The sequence below is a fragment of the Actinomycetota bacterium genome (assembly GCA_030776625.1).
Taxonomy (GTDB): domain Bacteria; phylum Actinomycetota; class CADDZG01; order CADDZG01; family WHSQ01; genus MB1-2.
The window spans coordinates 220,961-235,442 of sequence record JALYHL010000001.1 but is presented as its reverse complement, the minus strand read 5'-3'; the positions used below and the strand labels follow the sequence as shown (position 1 = coordinate 235,442).

Below are 14,482 nucleotides of genomic sequence, written 5' to 3'. Positions count from 1 at the left end.
GGGGACGATGCATCGTGGCGACGACGATTCTTAGCGGGCGGCGCGGGGGCTACGGGCGCTGTTGCGAACCAGCACGGCCCACGCGCCGATGAAGAACAGCAGCGCGAACGCGCCGAGGATCGCCCAGTAGGTGGTCGTCGCTCGCTGTCCGGCCGACCCGAAGGTCTCGAGCAGCGGCGGACCCAGCGGCGAGCCTCCCTCTGCCATCAGCTGTCGGATGCCCAGGTCATGACCCACGGCCTCGAACGCCCACCGGCTCGGCACGACCGCGGCTATCCACCTGCCGACGGTCGCCATGATGTTGACCGGCAGGATCGCGCCCGAGAACAGGACGGCCGGGAAGCACAGCATCGGCAAGGTCAGCGTCGCTTGCGACGGGTTGTCGGCCGCCGCGGAAGCGAGGAGGCCCAGCATTAGCGCGGCGAGTGACGTGAGTATCAGCGTGAAGGCGACCGACGCGTAGGTGGCGAGACTTGCAGACGGCAACCGGTCCAGTAGCCGAAGAACGAACAGCATCGTGATGTTCACCGCGGCGAGGAATGGCAGCATCACCGCGATCTTCGACACCAGATAGGAGCTGAGCTTCAGCCCGGCCAGTCGCTCGCGTCTCAGGATGGGTCTCTCGACGACGATCTGCAGCAGTCCGTAGGTGAGACCGAAGAAGAACGCGCCGAAGGTGATCCAGAACAGGATCATCAGGATGGCGGTCGGTTGCGGATCCGAAAAGGCGAACGCGTCGGGGCGGAACAGGATCACGAACAGTGCCACGATCATCGCGGGGGAGCCGAGCAGGATCGCCAGCGTCAGCTTGTTGCGCGTGAGGGCCTCTGCCGTCCGCGCCGTCAGCGTCCGTAGCTGACGCAGCGGACCGGGGCGCGCGGCGGTATCGGGCGTGGGCACCAAGCGACCCGTGGAAGGCGGCGGCTCCAGGCTCGCGGCGACCGCGGTGATCGCCGGATCCAGCAGACGTTCATAGACCTGTTCCACCCTCTCCACGCCGAAATGCTGCAGAGCCTCGCCCACGCTGCCTGCGAAAGCTAGTCGCCCTCCGGGCGCGAGGAAGAGCACTCGGTCGCAGTAGGAGAGGTCCTGGACCGCGTGCGTCGTGAAGATCACGGTCGTGCCTGCCTGCGCGAGACCCACGAGCACCCGCAGCAGGCCTGCCGAAGTTGCCGGGTCTAACCCCGAGGTGGGTTCGTCGAGGAAGAACACGCGAGGCCGCGTCAGGAGCTCGACCGCGATGCTGGCCCGTTTACGTTGACCGCCGCTCAGCGCCGCCACTGGGGTATCTCGGCGCTCCATCAGATCCAGCGCTGCCAGCGATGCTTCGACGGCCGCGGCTATCTCGCCTTCGCTGGACGCCGGCGGCATGCGCAGCGCGGCCGCGTACCGCAGCGTTCGTTCGAGCGGGAGGTCCATGTGGATGATGTCTTCCTGCGGCACGTAGCCGACCCAGGGCCGCACGGACTCGAGGTTGTCGTAGAGATCGGTACGGCCCAGGAGCACGCGTCCTCTATCCGGGGGGTTCACGCCGGCGAGCGTCTCGACCAGAGTGGACTTGCCGGCCCCACTGCCTCCGACGACGGCCACGATCTCGCCGGGGTGGATCCGCAAGGAGACGTCGCTCAGGATGCGCCTGCCTGCAGCCGTCCGCGTCAGGCGGTAGGCGTCGAGGCAGATCCCCCCGACAGCGTCCAGCGCCCTCGCCTGCACTGCCGCCTTCGCCATGTCCGGCAGCATCCCCGACTCCGCACCCGCAAACAACCGGGATTCCCAGGTTTCTGTCACAGGGCGTCGGTAGGGTGAATCGAAACTGCAAAGAAGAGGGGATGCGAGCTGAAAATCAGCGACCGAAGCGGCGGCCGAACGTGAAGATCCTCCATACCGCCGACTGGCATGTCGGAAAGACCATCCAAGGGCAGAGCAGAGCGCACGAGCACGAGGCGGTGCTCGCGGAGCTGGCGGCGGTCGCGGCCCGGGAGAAGGTCGATCTTGTGCTGGTGGCGGGCGATCTCTTCGACACCTCGGCCCCCACGCCGGAGGCCGAGCGGATCGTGTACCGCGGCCTGCTGGCGCTGTCGGAGCTGGCACCGGTGGTGGCCATACCGGGCAACCACGACTCGGACCGGCGTCTCTCCGCGCTCGCACCGCTGTTCGATCTCGCCCGGGTGACGATCCGCGCCGGTGTCAGCCGTGATCCCGTAGAGGTGCAGACCGCGGGCGGAACGGTCCGCGTCGCATGCGTACCGTGGCTCAGCCAGCGGTACATCGTGAAGGCCGCTCATCTGATGGATGAAGAGGCCGCGGACAGCCGCGCGCGCTACGAGGAGCGGATGGCGCTCGTGGTAGAGAGCCTGACGAAGTCTTTCCAGCGGGATGCGGTGAACATCGTGATGGCTCATCTGCCGATGGTGGGGGCGGAGATCGGCGGGGGAGAGCGGACCGCGCAGACGATCTTCGACTATTGGGTCAACTCGACATTGTTCCCCAGCGATGCCCACTACGTGGCGCTCGGGCACCTGCACAAGATGCAGTCGGTGATCGGGCCGTGCCCGATCCACTACCCCGGGTCCCCTTTGCAGCTCGACTTCGGCGAGACCGACCTGAACCGCTATGCGCTGCTCGTCGAGGCGGCCGCGGGCGTGCCGGCGACGACCGAGCCGGTGAAGCTTCAGGCGGGCCGCCGGCTGCGGACGCTCAGGGGGAAGCTGGCGGACCTCGAGCCACTCGCGGGAACCACCGGTGACGACTACCTCAGGGTGATCGTGAACGAAAAGGCGCGGGTCGGCCTCGGCGAAGAGGTGCGAGAGCTGTTCCCGAACGCCGTGAAGGTCATCATCGACTACGAGGCCACCGGCGGCGATGGCCGCAAGACTCAGCTCGATCGGTCGAGCCTGACCCCTCACGAGCTGTTCCTTCTCTACCTGGGCGAGAAAGAGGTCGAAGACGACGGCCTTGTGGCGTTGTTCGACGAGCTGCACGAGGAGGCACATGCGACCTCGACGGCTTGAGCTCGCGGGCTTCACCAGCTTCAAGGAGCCCACCGACATCGATTTCGAAGGCAGTGACTTCTTCGCGCTCGTCGGCGCGACCGGGTCCGGTAAGTCGTCGGTGATCGACGCGATGTGCTTCGCGCTCTACGGCAGCGTTCCGCGCTACGACAACCGCAATCTGGTCGCGCCTGTGATCAGTCACGGGAAGGTCGAGGCGAAGGTGCTTCTGGACTTCTCGATCGACGGCAAGGACTACACGGCGGTGCGGGTGGTGAAGCGTTCGGGTAAGGGCGCCACCACCAAGGAGGCGCGCCTCGAATCGGGTGGTGAGGTGCTGGCAGGTACGGCCGACGAGCTCACCGAGCAGGTGACGCGGCTCGTGGGGCTCAGCTTCGAGCACTTCACGAGGTGCGTGGTGCTGCCGCAGGGCGAGTTCGCCCGGTTCCTCCACGACAAGCCCGGCGAACGACAAGACCTGGTCGTGAAGCTCTTGAACCTCGGGGTTTACGAACGGATGCGGCAGGCGGCTACAGCGCGCGCCGCGACGAAGAAGTTCGACCTCGAGAGAGGGCAAGAGAGGCTGGGCGGCGATCTGGCCTTCGCCACTACCGAAGCGCTGGGCCAGGCGAAGGCCACAGTGAAGCGACTGGACCAGCTCCGCAAGCGTGTGAACGAGGCGAAGCCGCGGCTCGACCAGGTGGCGGCGGCCGCCCGGGAGGCTCGGGCCAGGGCCGAGGAATCGCGGCGCTGGGTGAAGCTGGTGTCTGCGCTGGAGGTGCCTGATGGGGTCGACGAGCTCGGCGACAAGGTTGCCGTTGCCGCCGAAGCGGTCACGGGCGCCGAGCGCCGGGTGACCGAGGCGCGCGCAGAGGTCGAGGCTGCGCTGGACGCCCGCGTGAAGCTGCCCGAGCGGGGGCCTCTGTCTACCGCGCTCGCAGCTCACGACCGGAGGTCATCCCTAGCGGCGAAGGTGGAGCCGATCTCGGCAGCTTCGACGGTCGCCGCGATGGAGGAGGCCGCGGCGCTGAAGGCGCTGGAGGAGGCCGAGGCAGCCGTGGCGGTCGCCGAGCGGGCGCGGGGCGAGATCGAACGGGCACACGCGGCACAACACGTGGCGACGCATCTAGAGAAGGGCGAGCCCTGCCCCGTGTGCCTGCAGCCGGTCGCGAAGCTTCCGAAGCACGAGGACGTCGCAGGCCTCGATAAAGCGGCTGCAGATGTAGAGCGCGCACGCACCGCTGTGAGCGCGGCGGGCAAGGCAGCCCAGCGGAAGTCGGCCGTCCACGCGAAGACGCAGGCCGAGCTGGACGTGCTCGAGGCTCAGCTCGCGGAGCTCGAACGGGAGCTTGCGGGCCATCCCGACCGAGTTGCCGTAGCCGCCGCTCTGGAAGCCATCGAGGAGGCAGAACGCGTGGTCGACGCGGCGCGCTCGCAGGAGGACGCTGCTCGGAAGGAGGCGGATCGCGCACGCCGCGACCTCGCCGCCTTGCAGCAGCAGGAGGCAAAGGCGCGGGCGCGTTTCGAGAGCGATCGCGACCGGGTCGCCCAGTTGGGCCCGCCTTCCGCTCAGCGACAAAGCCTCGCGGCCGACTGGCGGGAGCTGTCGGCGTGGGCGTCGTCCCGGGCGCTCGAGCTGGCGGAAGACGCGGACGCGTCCGAGGAGGCTGCGGCCGCGGCCGAACGCGATCGCGGTGCGCTCGTCGACGAGCTGCTGTCGGCGTGCAGCGAATGCGAGCTGGAGGTCGCGCGCGAGGAAGACCCGCTCGAGGTGGTGGTGGAGGCTCAAGCCCGCGCGAAGCAGCAGGCACAGGAGATAGCCAGCGGGATCGAAGCGGCGAAGACACTCCGCCGCGCGCTGAAGACGCTCGAGATAGAGCACAAGACGGCAGAGGAGCTGGCGCTTCATCTGTCGGCGCGTCCCGGTCGTTTCGAGACCTGGTTGGTGAATGCCGCGCTCCGGCGCTTGGTAGACGGCGCGACCCGGATCCTCGATCAACTGTCGAACGGCCAGTACGCGCTGACGACGGACGATCAGGGTTCCTTCCACGTGATCGACCGGCACAACGCCGACGAGACCCGCTCGGCGAAGACGCTGTCTGGAGGAGAGACGTTCCTGGCGTCGTTGTCGCTCGCGCTCGCACTCGCGGATCAGCTGGCCGACCTCGCTTCTGACGGGGCCGCGAGCCTGGAGGCGATCTTCCTGGACGAAGGCTTCGGAACGCTTGACCCCGACACGCTCGACACTGTCGCGGCCACCGTCGAGAACCTCGCCGAGAGCGGGCGAATGGTCGGGATCGTGACGCACGTGCGCGAGCTGGCGGAGCGGGTCCCGGTCCAGTTCCGCGTGAAGAAAGACCTCCGGTCGTCGACGGTCGAGAGAGTGGTCGCATGAGGTTCGCGGTCGAGGCATGGGCGACGGATTACGGGACCCCGATGGAGGCAGAGCTGCTCGAGCTGTCCGAGGACAAGATCGACTGCGAGGTCGAACGGACGATCGATCGCTGGGAGCCGCTGACTCCTGCGGCCGAAAACGCTCCAGAGCGGGTTCTGTTCACCGATGGGGTGCGGAGGATCGACGCGCGCGTGTGGGTGGACGACGAGGCCGGACAGAGCCGGCCGGGCGTATGCGCGACGTACGCGGCCGGTGCGGTCTGCTGCGACGGCAGGGCCAAGCTCATCGACTTCCAGGTAGAGCGCGGCTTCTTCTCCGCGGTGCGGGATGCGAGCTCGATCGAGTGCCGTCACGGGACCTACAAGGTGCGTCGCGCTGAGGGGGACGCCCCGGAGCAGCTATGGCTGGCGATCCAGCAGAGGATGGGCGAGCTCGAGGCGAAGATCGCGGCCGCGATCAAGGCTGATCTGGTGGTGGTGGACGGGCCGTTGAAGGGCGGGCAGTCACTGCCGAACGCGGTCGGCTACGTGAAGACCCATCACGTCTCTTATCTGCCGGCCGCCGTCTCGGGCGTCGTGGCCCGTCTGCGCCCGGGTCAACGGACGCCGCTGTTTCTCACCCTCGGGCGGTGGGGGCGGTTCTCGTGGTACGTGAAGCTTCCGGGGGGGCCGGGGGGTCACCCGTGGTCGGGCGTCGTGCGGTGCGAGACCGCAGCCGATCACGAGACCGCGGCCGCTATCGCGCTGGCGGCGAAGGTGACCGCGGCACTGCCTCGCTACGCATCCGAGGAACACAAAGACCCGCGCGCTCCGCAGAACCTGTACCCGATCGCCGGCTTGGAGCGCGACCTGCGCCGCAGGCTCGGCGACCCCGCGCTGCTGTATCGCGGACTGCGCGTGGCTGCGGCACAACAACGTGCCAGCGTTCCCGCACCCGTAGACCGCTTGACCGGGTAGGCCGGGGGCTCGGGTAGCCTCGTGAGCATGAACCCCAAGCTCTTCGAATCCCGCAAGCAGCGCCTGCGCGACGCGACCGTGATCGCGATATTCCGCGCGCGTTCTGCCGAGCAGGCGGTGGAATCGTCGGCGGCCGCGGTGCGCGGGGGTTTCGAGGCGCTGGAGGTCACGATGAACACGCCAGGCGCGACCGACGCGGTTGCGGAGATGGCGATGAGAGGCGAAGCCATCGTGGGGGTCGGGACGATCCTTGCTCCGGAGCAGGTCAAGGAGGCGTACGACGCCGGCGCGGAGTTCGTGGTGACTCCCGTGGTGGTCCCCGACGTGGTCGAGGCGGCGCACTCACTCTCGATCCCGGTTTGTATGGGGGCTTCAACTCCGACCGAGATCTTCCACGCGCGCCAAGCCGGCGCGGACTGGGTCAAGGTGTTCCCCGGCGAGAGCCTCGGCGGGCCGGACTACATCGCCGACGTCCTGGGGCCTCTGGACGGGACCCCGATCCTGGTGACCGGTGGTCTCACGGCCGAGAACTACCTCGGCTACCTGCACGCGGGGGCCGAGCTCGTTGGTTTCGCCGGCACGGTGTTCGACGCCGAGATCGCGGCCGAGGGCGACTACGAGGAGCTGGAGCGCCGGGCACTAGAGGTCACGCGTCGCCTTGACATGTACACCGCCGGCGGCTAGGTCACTTCCTCCTGGGTCACAGGAAGCGGCCCATGCCTCCACCCACGTCGACGCTGGTCCCGGTGATGAAGCTGGCGCGGTCGCTGGCGAGGAAGGCGACGATGCCCGAAACCTCGTCTGGTTGACCGAAGCGCCTTAGCGGCACCTCTTCCGCGGCCATCTGGCTGAAGAACTCCTCTTCGGACAGGTCCGGCGCGCGGCGTTGGTGGATGTTCTTCCACTGCGGCGTGACGACGTAGCCGATGTTCACCGCGTTCACGAGGATGTTGTCTGCCGCTACCTCCAGCGATAGCGCCTTCGTGAAGGCGAGACAGGCGGCGCGGTTGGTGGACGTCGCGAAGAAGCGATGGTCCGGCGCCTTCGCATGGACCGCGTTGATGTTGATGATCCGCCCGCCGCCCCTGGTGCGCAGGTGAGGCAATGCCTCGCGGGAGCACCTGATCATCGAGAACAGCTTTACGTCGAGGTCCTCGTGCCAGTCTTGATCCGTCAGCGTCGCGAACGTCCCGGGACGGGCGCGGCCCGCGTTGTTCACGAGGATGTCGATCCCGCCGAGCGCGCCGGCGGAGCCGGCGATGAACCGCTTGACCTGATCGGCGTCCGTCACGTCGGCAACCTGCGCGAAGACTTCGACGCCCAGGGAGTCCAGCTCGCTCGCGGCCCGCGCCACCTCCTCTTCGTTCCGCGCGCAGATCGCGACGTCCGCACCCTCCCGCGCCAGCTCTTCCGCGATGGCGCGGCCGAGCCCCTTCGATCCACCTGTGACGACGGCTTTGCGCCCGAGCAGCCCCAGGTCCACGGCTAGGCGGTCCCGGGGGAGAGGCGTTGCCCGTCGGGACCGATCAACCCCATCAGCTCCAGCAGCCCGCTACGCGGCGGGTTGAAGATGTCGAGCTCCAGACAGGTGGAGTCGTAGGTGCGGGCGCCGTGCGGCACGTTGGGCGGGATGAGGACGGCCTCTCCGCGGCGGATCAGCTTCTTCTCGCCGTCCACCTCGAACTCGAACTCGCCCTCGAGCACGATCGACATCTGCTCTTCGTCGTGCCAATGGACCGGCGCGACCACGTTCGCCTCGAACGACACGAAGTTCGCCATCAGCTGCTCGCCGAGTATGGGTTGGAACAGAAGACCGGGCAGGATCTCGATCTGCTCCTGATCGTCCCACTTGAAGAACGATCCTCGTCCGGCAGGCTGCGCGCCCGCTTGTTGCGCGAAATATCTGGCGTCCTTGGACACTGGATGCTGGTCCTCTCTGTAGATGTCGCTACAGGCTACGGCGCACGCAGATGTCATGGCGCGGGGAGGGAAAGCGTCATCGGGCGGCGAACCAGTGCCGGGTGAAGGTGAGCAGGCTCTCTCTGGCCCTGGTGGCGCTCCTCGTGATGGGATCGGCTCCCGTCGCGTCTGCTCGGGTTCCCGACCACGTCCAGATCGAGCGAGCCGCCCACGGCTTCTGGCGTATCGGTCCACGGGGTGCGGATCGCTTCACCGCGGTGGGCGCCTTCGTCTGGGGCGAGCGCGGCGAGGACGAGCCCGCCGATGAGGCGCTCTTCGGCGCACTGTTTCGGATGCGCTGCATCCACGAGAAGGTCAAGAACGGATCGATGACGACGTGCCGAGGCACCGCGGGGGTGCACGGCGAACTCACCGATCGGGAGTTCCAGATGGACCCCCTGATGCGGGCCGCATCGTTGGAGCTGAAGAACAAGGGAACGACCTACCGGGTGGCCTGGGAGGCGGCGGGGCCCGCCGGGTTCTACTCGGCCACAGAGGGGTGCGTCACCCTCGGCAGCAACGGCGAGGAGGAGGAGAGTGGCGAGGGCCACGGCGGGGGCTCGTTCCAACCGGCAACCGCGACCGTCGACGCCTTCGGCCACGAGCTGACGAGCAAAGGCTTCTTCGGCGCCTTCATGGAGACCGGTGTGATGATCACCGAGTGCGACATGAAGCGGAACCTCGACGCGATGAAGGCTGGCGACTTCTCCAAGCTCCGCTTCGTTTTTCCCCGCTAGTCTCCTAGCCGACCGTCTCCAGCAGCTCCGCGATCGACTTCTCTATCCCTTCGGCCAGAACGCCGAGGTCGCGTGCCGCGTCGTAGTCGCCGAGGAGCCCGAAGCCGATCTGGCCGTTGTAGGAGAGCAGGGCGATCCCGATCGTGGTGTTGTCGCTCAGCGGCACCACCGGGTAGACCTCGAGCATCTCTCGTCCCATCGAGTACAGGGGGATCTGGGGGCCGGGAACGTTGGTGACCACCAGGTTGTAAGCGCGCTGGCGCGCCACGAGGCGCGATGCCTGGGCAAGGATCGTCGGCGGCGCGTACTCGCCGAGGGTCGTCAGCAGCTGGGCGCCGACCGCCTGACCGCTCTCCTTCAGAGCGCTCATCCGCTCGCTCACCGCGTGCAGACGCATCACCGGGTCCGCCTCCCAGATCGGCAACGGCGCCCAGATAGAAGCGACCCGATTGCCCAGTGCGCCCTTCTCGTGCTCGGCCCGCACCGACACGGGGACCATCGCGCGCAGCTCCAGCCCTTCGACCCGTTCGCCGCGGCCTTTCAAAAGTCTCCGCAGCCCCCCAGCTACGACCGACAGAACAACGTCATTGACGGTCCCCCCGTGATCGTTCTTGATCCGCTTTATGTCGTCGAGGTTCGCCAGCACCGTCTCGAACCGCCGGTGCGGACCGATCGCTTGGTTCAGCGTCGACTCGGGCGCGAAATCCAGGGTTCCGCCGACGAAAGCGCCGAGCGCCCTCGCCCCTTCGATGACGCGGTTCGGGAGCTTCGCGGGGTCCAGCACGGCCGACTGGAGGGTTCTGATCCCCTCCGCTGGTGACGTGATCCGTTCCCTCAACGCGTCCATCAACAGCGCGTCCGGCGTCGGCTCGGGCTCTGGGATCCACCGGCTCCGCTCGACCCGTCGCGGCTCGGGCGTGAGATCCAGCAACACCGACATGATGTCGGCGCCGGAAACGCCATCGACCAGGCAGTGGTGCGTCTTGGTGATCAAGGCGGTGCGTCCGCCGCCGAGGCCCTCGGCGAACCACATCTCCCACAGAGGCTTCGAACGGTCGAGCTGCTGCGACATGATCCGCGATACGAGCGCCTTGAACTTCTCGTCGTTCCCCGGTGCCGGAAGGGCGGTGTGGCGGACGTGGTACTCGATGTTGAAGTGGGTGTCGTCCACCCACACGGGGCGCCCGACCCCGAACGGCACCGTCGCCAGCTTCTGACGGAAGCGCGGCACCTCTGATAGGCGACGCTCGATCGTGTCGATGACGTCGTCGTACTCGGGCGGAGGTCCCTCGAACACCGCAACTCCGCCCACGTGCATGTGCGTGTTGGGCCCCTCGAGATGGAGGAACAGTTCGTCGAGCACGCTGAGGCGCTGGTAGCGGGACATGCGACCGATGCTAGCGCGCCTGGGTAGGGTCATACGATGCCCCGGAGCAAGGAAGGTCTGGTCCGGCTGCTCAAGCGACAGCGCATCGATCCTCGGGTTGTGGAGGCGTTCACCCGGGTCGCGAGAGTGGACTTCGTGCCGGAGGCAGCGCGTGCGGAGGCTTACTCGGATCGTCCCGTGGTGTTGCCCGAAGGTCAGACCACCAGCCAACCCTCTCTGATCGCGAGGATGATCGAAGCCGCGAAGGTGGGTCCGCGCGATCGCGTGCTCGAGGTGGGGACGGGGTTCGGGTATCAGACGGCGCTGCTCGCGCAGTTGGCGGACCAGGTGGTCTCTATAGAGCGCTCGGCGCTCCTTGCCGAGCAGGCGCGCAAGAATCTCGAGCAAGCGGGCATAGAAAAGGTGGCCGTGCTCGTCGGTGACGGGTGGAAAGGCGTACCGGAGGAAGCACCTTTCGACGCGATAGTTGTGTCCGCCGCGGCCACCGAGGTCCCTCCGGCGCTCCAGGATCAGCTCGCGGAGGGAGGACGGCTCGTGATCCCGGTTAAGGGCGCATCCAGCGACGAGGTCTTGCTCTTCGTCAGGCGCGGTGGAAGCGTCGAGAGGATCGCCTTGCTAACGCCGGCTCGTTTCGTGCCTCTCGTGAAGGATGGGGTGCAATGAGACGAGTCGCTCTCGTGTTGTGCGCTCTGCTCGCAGTAGTTTCCTGCGCAGACGCCACCGTTGACGTCCCGGCCCAGGTGGCCACGACTACGGCAACTCCCACAGAGACCGCGCCTGCGACGTCGACCCCGGTGCCGACGCCGTCTGTCTCGGTGACCCCGCCGCCGGCCGAGGAGCAGTCGCTGCGATTCCTCGTCATCGGGGATTTCGGCACCGGCTGGCCCGAGCAGTACGCCGTCGCCGACAGGATGTGTCGCCTGCGCCGGCGACGCCCCTTCGATCTGGTCGTGACCACCGGGGACAACATCTACGACTACGGTCACCCCGACCGGTTCGGACCCGCGTTCTTCCGTCCTTACGACTGCCTCTTCGAGGCCGGCGTCCGGTTCCGTTCGACGCTCGGCAATCACGACATCGCAACCGACAACGGAAGGCCGGAGTTGAACGAACCGCGCTTTGGCTTCAGGGGCCGGAACTACGTCGTGCGGAAGAAGGGCGTTCGGTTCGTCATGGTGGATTCGAATTCCCTGAGATGGTCGTGGTTACGCCGCGCTCTGGTCACAGAGGACGGTGACCGGTGGACGATCGTGGCCTTCCACCACCCGGTGTTCTCCTCCGGCGAGCATGGCTCCACCCCGGGATTCCGCCCCGGGCTTCCCCGGATGTTCCGGCGCAAGGGGGTCGACCTGGTCTTGAACGGACACGACCACAACTACGAGGCCACGCGCGCGCTGCGCGGCATCCGCTACGTCGTGAGCGGCGGCGGTGGAGCGTCCATCCGCGCCTGCGGGCCCCCGATCCCACAGAGCGAGAAGTGTCTCGCCAGGCACCACTTCCTGGAAGTCACGGCGGGTCCCGACCGGATCCGGGTGCGGGCCATCCCGCGGGATGGTCGCGCCTTTCACACCTTCACGACCACCGGACGCGACTAGGACCGCGGCCCGCTGGGTAGGAGGACCTCAGAGCCTAAGGAGGTGATTGCGTGAGCACCGAGGACAAGATCAGCAACAAGGCACAAGAGCTGAAGGGCAAGTTCAAGGAAGGCGCAGGTGACGCCACCGACGACGAGCGGCTGGAGAACGAAGGCCGCGCCGACCAGACCAAGGGAGACCTGAAGCAGGCGGGCGAGAAGGTGAAGGACGCCTTCAAGAGCTAGCGCATCGTTCTGGTAGACGGGGGCCGCATCGCGCGGCCCCTTTCTGCGTTTAGGGGCTCCACCTCTCGCCGCCGTATGCCTTGACTGCGGCCAGGTAGAACATCGCCTGATTCCACACGTGCGGTTGCGAGACCATCGTGACGATCTTGCTCGTCGGCTTCGGGTAGCGCATCCACGCCTCTCCGAGGATTCCGGTTTCGTCGGTCGTAGGCACCTCTGCCACCCACCTGAGACCGCGCTTCACCCGCCGCAGCTTGCGCGGCTCACCCTGCCACGCGTAGGCGTTTCCCAGCAGACCCCGCGACTCGCGCCACCCGCGCTCCGCCTTGCCGGCGAATGCCGCTGTCATCCGGCGCCAGTTGATGTCCGCCTGAGCATCCGATCGCTTGCTGCCGTAGGTCTCCAAGCCAACCGGCCACAAGAGCGTCCCGCCGACCTCGTAGTCGCGGGTGTAGCAAGAACATTCCTTGTCAAAGAAGTTCTGCTCGATCGCGGCCCGCAGCTCATCGCGTCGAGCGGCCCACTTCTCAGCGTTCGTTTTCGCTGTGTCCGTTCCGAGAGCCCGCGCGGCTTTGACGGCGGAATCGAGCCCGAGCCACACCGCCTGCGCGCCGACGAGAGTCCGCGTCGGCTGGGGGTTGTCTCCCTCGTTCGCCGTGCACTGCAGCCCCGTCGCGGGATCCCGACAGCCCAGCGGAGGGTTATCGCTCAGATAGTGAGCCGCCCGCTGGATCGCCTCGTAGACCGACAGCAGGTAGTCCCGATCTTTCGAATGCGCGTAGTGGTCCCACAGGGTCCAGATGCCGAGGCCGGTCTCGTCGATCTCGTAGCTGATCGGACCCCCCACGACGCCGTCGGTGTAGTAGTTCTGGGACCAGTTGCCGGGGGGCGTGGCCTCGCCGCCGATCGGCTTTCGAACGCTCGTGGCCTGCAGCTCTGCATATCGGACGTTATGCCTCGCGACCATCTCGGGGTGACCCGCGACGTGCAGCATCTCGTTGATGTAGGCGCCGTTGCGGATCCAATCCAGCCCCTGCGGTGCCTGCGTCGCGATCGACGCGACTATGAGCCCCCGCGGGTCAGCCGCCTGCCGGAGCGAGATCAAGCTTCGCTTCGCCAACCGCAGGACGCTTCGAGGTGCGTCGCGCGGCACCTTCGCCCCGCTCAGCCACCGCCTCCACCAGGTCGCTTTGGCGCGACGGATCTCACGTACCGAACGGCTGCGAGCCTGATCCAGGTTCGAGATGGCCTCCTCTTGCGAGAAGCCCGCCGCGATGTAGATCGTGGAGCTGCCCGAGCGTTTGCTCGCGAGAGAGATGTCATCCGCAAGCGCGGCATCGGCCTGCCCCGTCGCGATCTCCGAGTCAGAGAGGCGTGCGTCGCGCGCATCGTCGTAAGCGCTGCCTTCCCCGGAGCCGGATGCGTAAGTGTCCGCGCCGACGGCATGTCCGGATGACTCGCGGTCGAACGCCAGCACCAACGAAGCTCCCGATGGCTGTCCCGTGGACTCATCGGCGCCGACACGGGTGTGGACGATGGCGTCCGGCCCCTCGAGGTAGGTGCCGCCCGAGTCGTTGTCCTCCTCCGTGCACCAGTCCTGCGTGGGCGAACGGGGGGTCTTGGAGAAAACGGGGTTGAAGTTCGCGAACGCGATGACGCGCGCCCTCGTGACGGGCGACTCCGCGGTCCGGCGGACGTTCACGGATCTCACGAACGCATCCTGGTCGTGTGCCACGACGTCTCTTACGACGACCTGCAGGCCCTGCGTCCTATTCCGGAACGAGGTGATCACCTCGTCACCGTCGTCGTCGGCGAACCGCTGTGTCGACGGCCACGAACGGAGCCAGTCGAAGCGCCAGGGACGCAACCCCTTCTTGTAGCCGAGGCCGATTAACGACCCCTCGTTGGGAAGGGCGCCGAGACGCGGCTCCGCCCGGTCGGTCGTGCGGTACTTGATCTGGTCGTAGTACGACGGCGTCGGCCACTTCAGCACGGTCACGGTCGCGTCCTCGTTCACCGCGACCGACATCTGCTGGTTCCCGCTGACCGCGGAGATATCAGTGGGGCCGTAGTCCTCCGGCGTCTCCTCCTCGGGGTCGCGGCAGCTGGAGGTGGTCTGGGCGTGCGACCACTGCCCGCCCGGCACGGCGAGCACGAGCGCAACGAGAGGGAGCAGCGCAACCAGGCGCCGCGAGGGAGATGACGACACTGCTACTGAGGATATGTCCATGTCCTAGGT

Annotated in this window: 13 protein-coding genes; 8 read left to right on the top strand and 5 right to left on the bottom strand. The window is 67.3% G+C overall.

Annotation, left to right across the window (positions count from 1 at the left end; all coding sequences use genetic code 11):
- Nucleotides 1-30: 30 nt before the first annotated feature.
- Nucleotides 31-1,728, bottom strand: coding sequence for an ATP-binding cassette domain-containing protein (locus M3N53_01245; GenBank protein ID MDP9066959.1), 1,698 nt, complete (start codon nt 1,726-1,728; stop codon nt 31-33).
- A 101-nt stretch (nt 1,729-1,829) separates the two neighbouring features.
- On the opposite strand from M3N53_01245, the gene M3N53_01240 reads away from it, so the two are divergent.
- From M3N53_01240 to M3N53_01225, 4 genes are read left to right on the top strand one after another with little or no spacing between them, the layout of a single operon-like run.
- A complete protein-coding gene (locus M3N53_01240; GenBank protein MDP9066958.1) occupies nt 1,830-3,011 on the top strand; it encodes an exonuclease SbcCD subunit D in 1,182 nt (393 codons plus the stop codon).
- On the top strand, nt 2,992-5,385 hold the full coding sequence (locus M3N53_01235; protein ID MDP9066957.1) for an SMC family ATPase: 2,394 nt from the start codon (nt 2,992-2,994) through the stop codon (nt 5,383-5,385). Before M3N53_01240 ends, M3N53_01235 begins: the two co-directional genes overlap by 20 nt.
- Complete coding sequence (locus M3N53_01230) at nt 5,382-6,341, top strand: hypothetical protein (protein ID MDP9066956.1); 960 nt, start codon at nt 5,382-5,384, stop codon at nt 6,339-6,341. The genes M3N53_01235 and M3N53_01230 overlap by 4 nt, the downstream gene beginning before the upstream one ends.
- 27 nt (nt 6,342-6,368) lie before the next feature.
- Nucleotides 6,369-7,025 carry a 2-dehydro-3-deoxyphosphogluconate aldolase gene (locus tag M3N53_01225; GenBank protein MDP9066955.1) on the top strand — a complete coding sequence of 219 codons (657 nt, stop codon included), beginning with the start codon at nt 6,369-6,371 and terminating at the stop codon, nt 7,023-7,025.
- A gap of 16 nt (nt 7,026-7,041) precedes the next feature.
- Here M3N53_01225 and M3N53_01220 read toward each other — a convergent pair whose 3' ends face one another.
- Both M3N53_01220 and M3N53_01215 read right to left on the bottom strand, forming a co-directional pair.
- Entirely contained in the window at nt 7,042-7,824 is a 783-nt protein-coding gene (locus tag M3N53_01220; protein ID MDP9066954.1) for an SDR family oxidoreductase, read from the bottom strand.
- A 2-nt stretch (nt 7,825-7,826) separates the two neighbouring features.
- Nucleotides 7,827-8,318: a cupin domain-containing protein gene (locus M3N53_01215; GenBank protein ID MDP9066953.1), complete on the bottom strand. Its 492-nt coding sequence runs from the start codon at nt 8,316-8,318 to the stop codon at nt 7,827-7,829.
- Between the two features lie 44 nt (nt 8,319-8,362).
- On the opposite strand from M3N53_01215, the gene M3N53_01210 reads away from it, so the two are divergent.
- On the top strand, nt 8,363-9,037 hold the full coding sequence (locus M3N53_01210) for a hypothetical protein (protein ID MDP9066952.1): 675 nt from the start codon (nt 8,363-8,365) through the stop codon (nt 9,035-9,037).
- 4 nt (nt 9,038-9,041) lie between these two features.
- Here M3N53_01210 and M3N53_01205 read toward each other — a convergent pair whose 3' ends face one another.
- Nucleotides 9,042-10,424, bottom strand: coding sequence for a wax ester/triacylglycerol synthase family O-acyltransferase (locus tag M3N53_01205; GenBank protein MDP9066951.1), 1,383 nt, complete (start codon nt 10,422-10,424; stop codon nt 9,042-9,044).
- A 36-nt stretch (nt 10,425-10,460) separates the two neighbouring features.
- On the opposite strand from M3N53_01205, the gene M3N53_01200 reads away from it, so the two are divergent.
- The 3 genes from M3N53_01200 to M3N53_01190 are packed head-to-tail and all read left to right on the top strand — an operon-like array spanning nt 10,461 to nt 12,243.
- The gene (locus tag M3N53_01200; protein MDP9066950.1) at nt 10,461-11,087 is read left to right on the top strand and encodes a protein-L-isoaspartate(D-aspartate) O-methyltransferase; all 627 of its coding nucleotides are present in this window, start codon (nt 10,461-10,463) and stop codon (nt 11,085-11,087) included.
- On the top strand, nt 11,084-12,019 hold the full coding sequence (locus M3N53_01195) for a metallophosphoesterase (protein MDP9066949.1): 936 nt from the start codon (nt 11,084-11,086) through the stop codon (nt 12,017-12,019). Before M3N53_01200 ends, M3N53_01195 begins: the two co-directional genes overlap by 4 nt.
- 50 nt (nt 12,020-12,069) lie before the next feature.
- Nucleotides 12,070-12,243, top strand: coding sequence for a CsbD family protein (locus M3N53_01190; GenBank protein MDP9066948.1), 174 nt, complete (start codon nt 12,070-12,072; stop codon nt 12,241-12,243).
- A 49-nt stretch (nt 12,244-12,292) separates the two neighbouring features.
- Here M3N53_01190 and M3N53_01185 read toward each other — a convergent pair whose 3' ends face one another.
- Nucleotides 12,293-14,452 carry a hypothetical protein gene (locus M3N53_01185; GenBank protein ID MDP9066947.1) on the bottom strand — a complete coding sequence of 720 codons (2,160 nt, stop codon included), beginning with the start codon at nt 14,450-14,452 and terminating at the stop codon, nt 12,293-12,295.
- Between the last annotated feature and the right edge of the window lie 30 nt (nt 14,453-14,482).

Bases quoted from the DNA above. Each gene is read 5' to 3' on its own strand.
- M3N53_01240 (MDP9066958.1), top strand. From the start codon at position 1,830: ATGCGAGCTGAAAATCAGCGACCGAAGCGGCGGCCGAACGTGAAGATC.
- M3N53_01225 (MDP9066955.1), top strand. From the start codon at position 6,369: ATGAACCCCAAGCTCTTCGAATCCCGCAAGCAGCGCCTGCGCGACGCG.
- M3N53_01245 (MDP9066959.1), bottom strand. From the start codon at position 1,728: ATGGCGAAGGCGGCAGTGCAGGCGAGGGCGCTGGACGCTGTCGGGGGG.
- M3N53_01195 (MDP9066949.1), top strand. From the start codon at position 11,084: ATGAGACGAGTCGCTCTCGTGTTGTGCGCTCTGCTCGCAGTAGTTTCC.
- M3N53_01235 (MDP9066957.1), top strand. From the start codon at position 2,992: ATGCGACCTCGACGGCTTGAGCTCGCGGGCTTCACCAGCTTCAAGGAG.
- M3N53_01215 (MDP9066953.1), bottom strand. From the start codon at position 8,318: ATGACATCTGCGTGCGCCGTAGCCTGTAGCGACATCTACAGAGAGGAC.
- M3N53_01200 (MDP9066950.1), top strand. From the start codon at position 10,461: ATGCCCCGGAGCAAGGAAGGTCTGGTCCGGCTGCTCAAGCGACAGCGC.
- M3N53_01230 (MDP9066956.1), top strand. From the start codon at position 5,382: ATGAGGTTCGCGGTCGAGGCATGGGCGACGGATTACGGGACCCCGATG.
- M3N53_01205 (MDP9066951.1), bottom strand. From the start codon at position 10,424: ATGTCCCGCTACCAGCGCCTCAGCGTGCTCGACGAACTGTTCCTCCAT.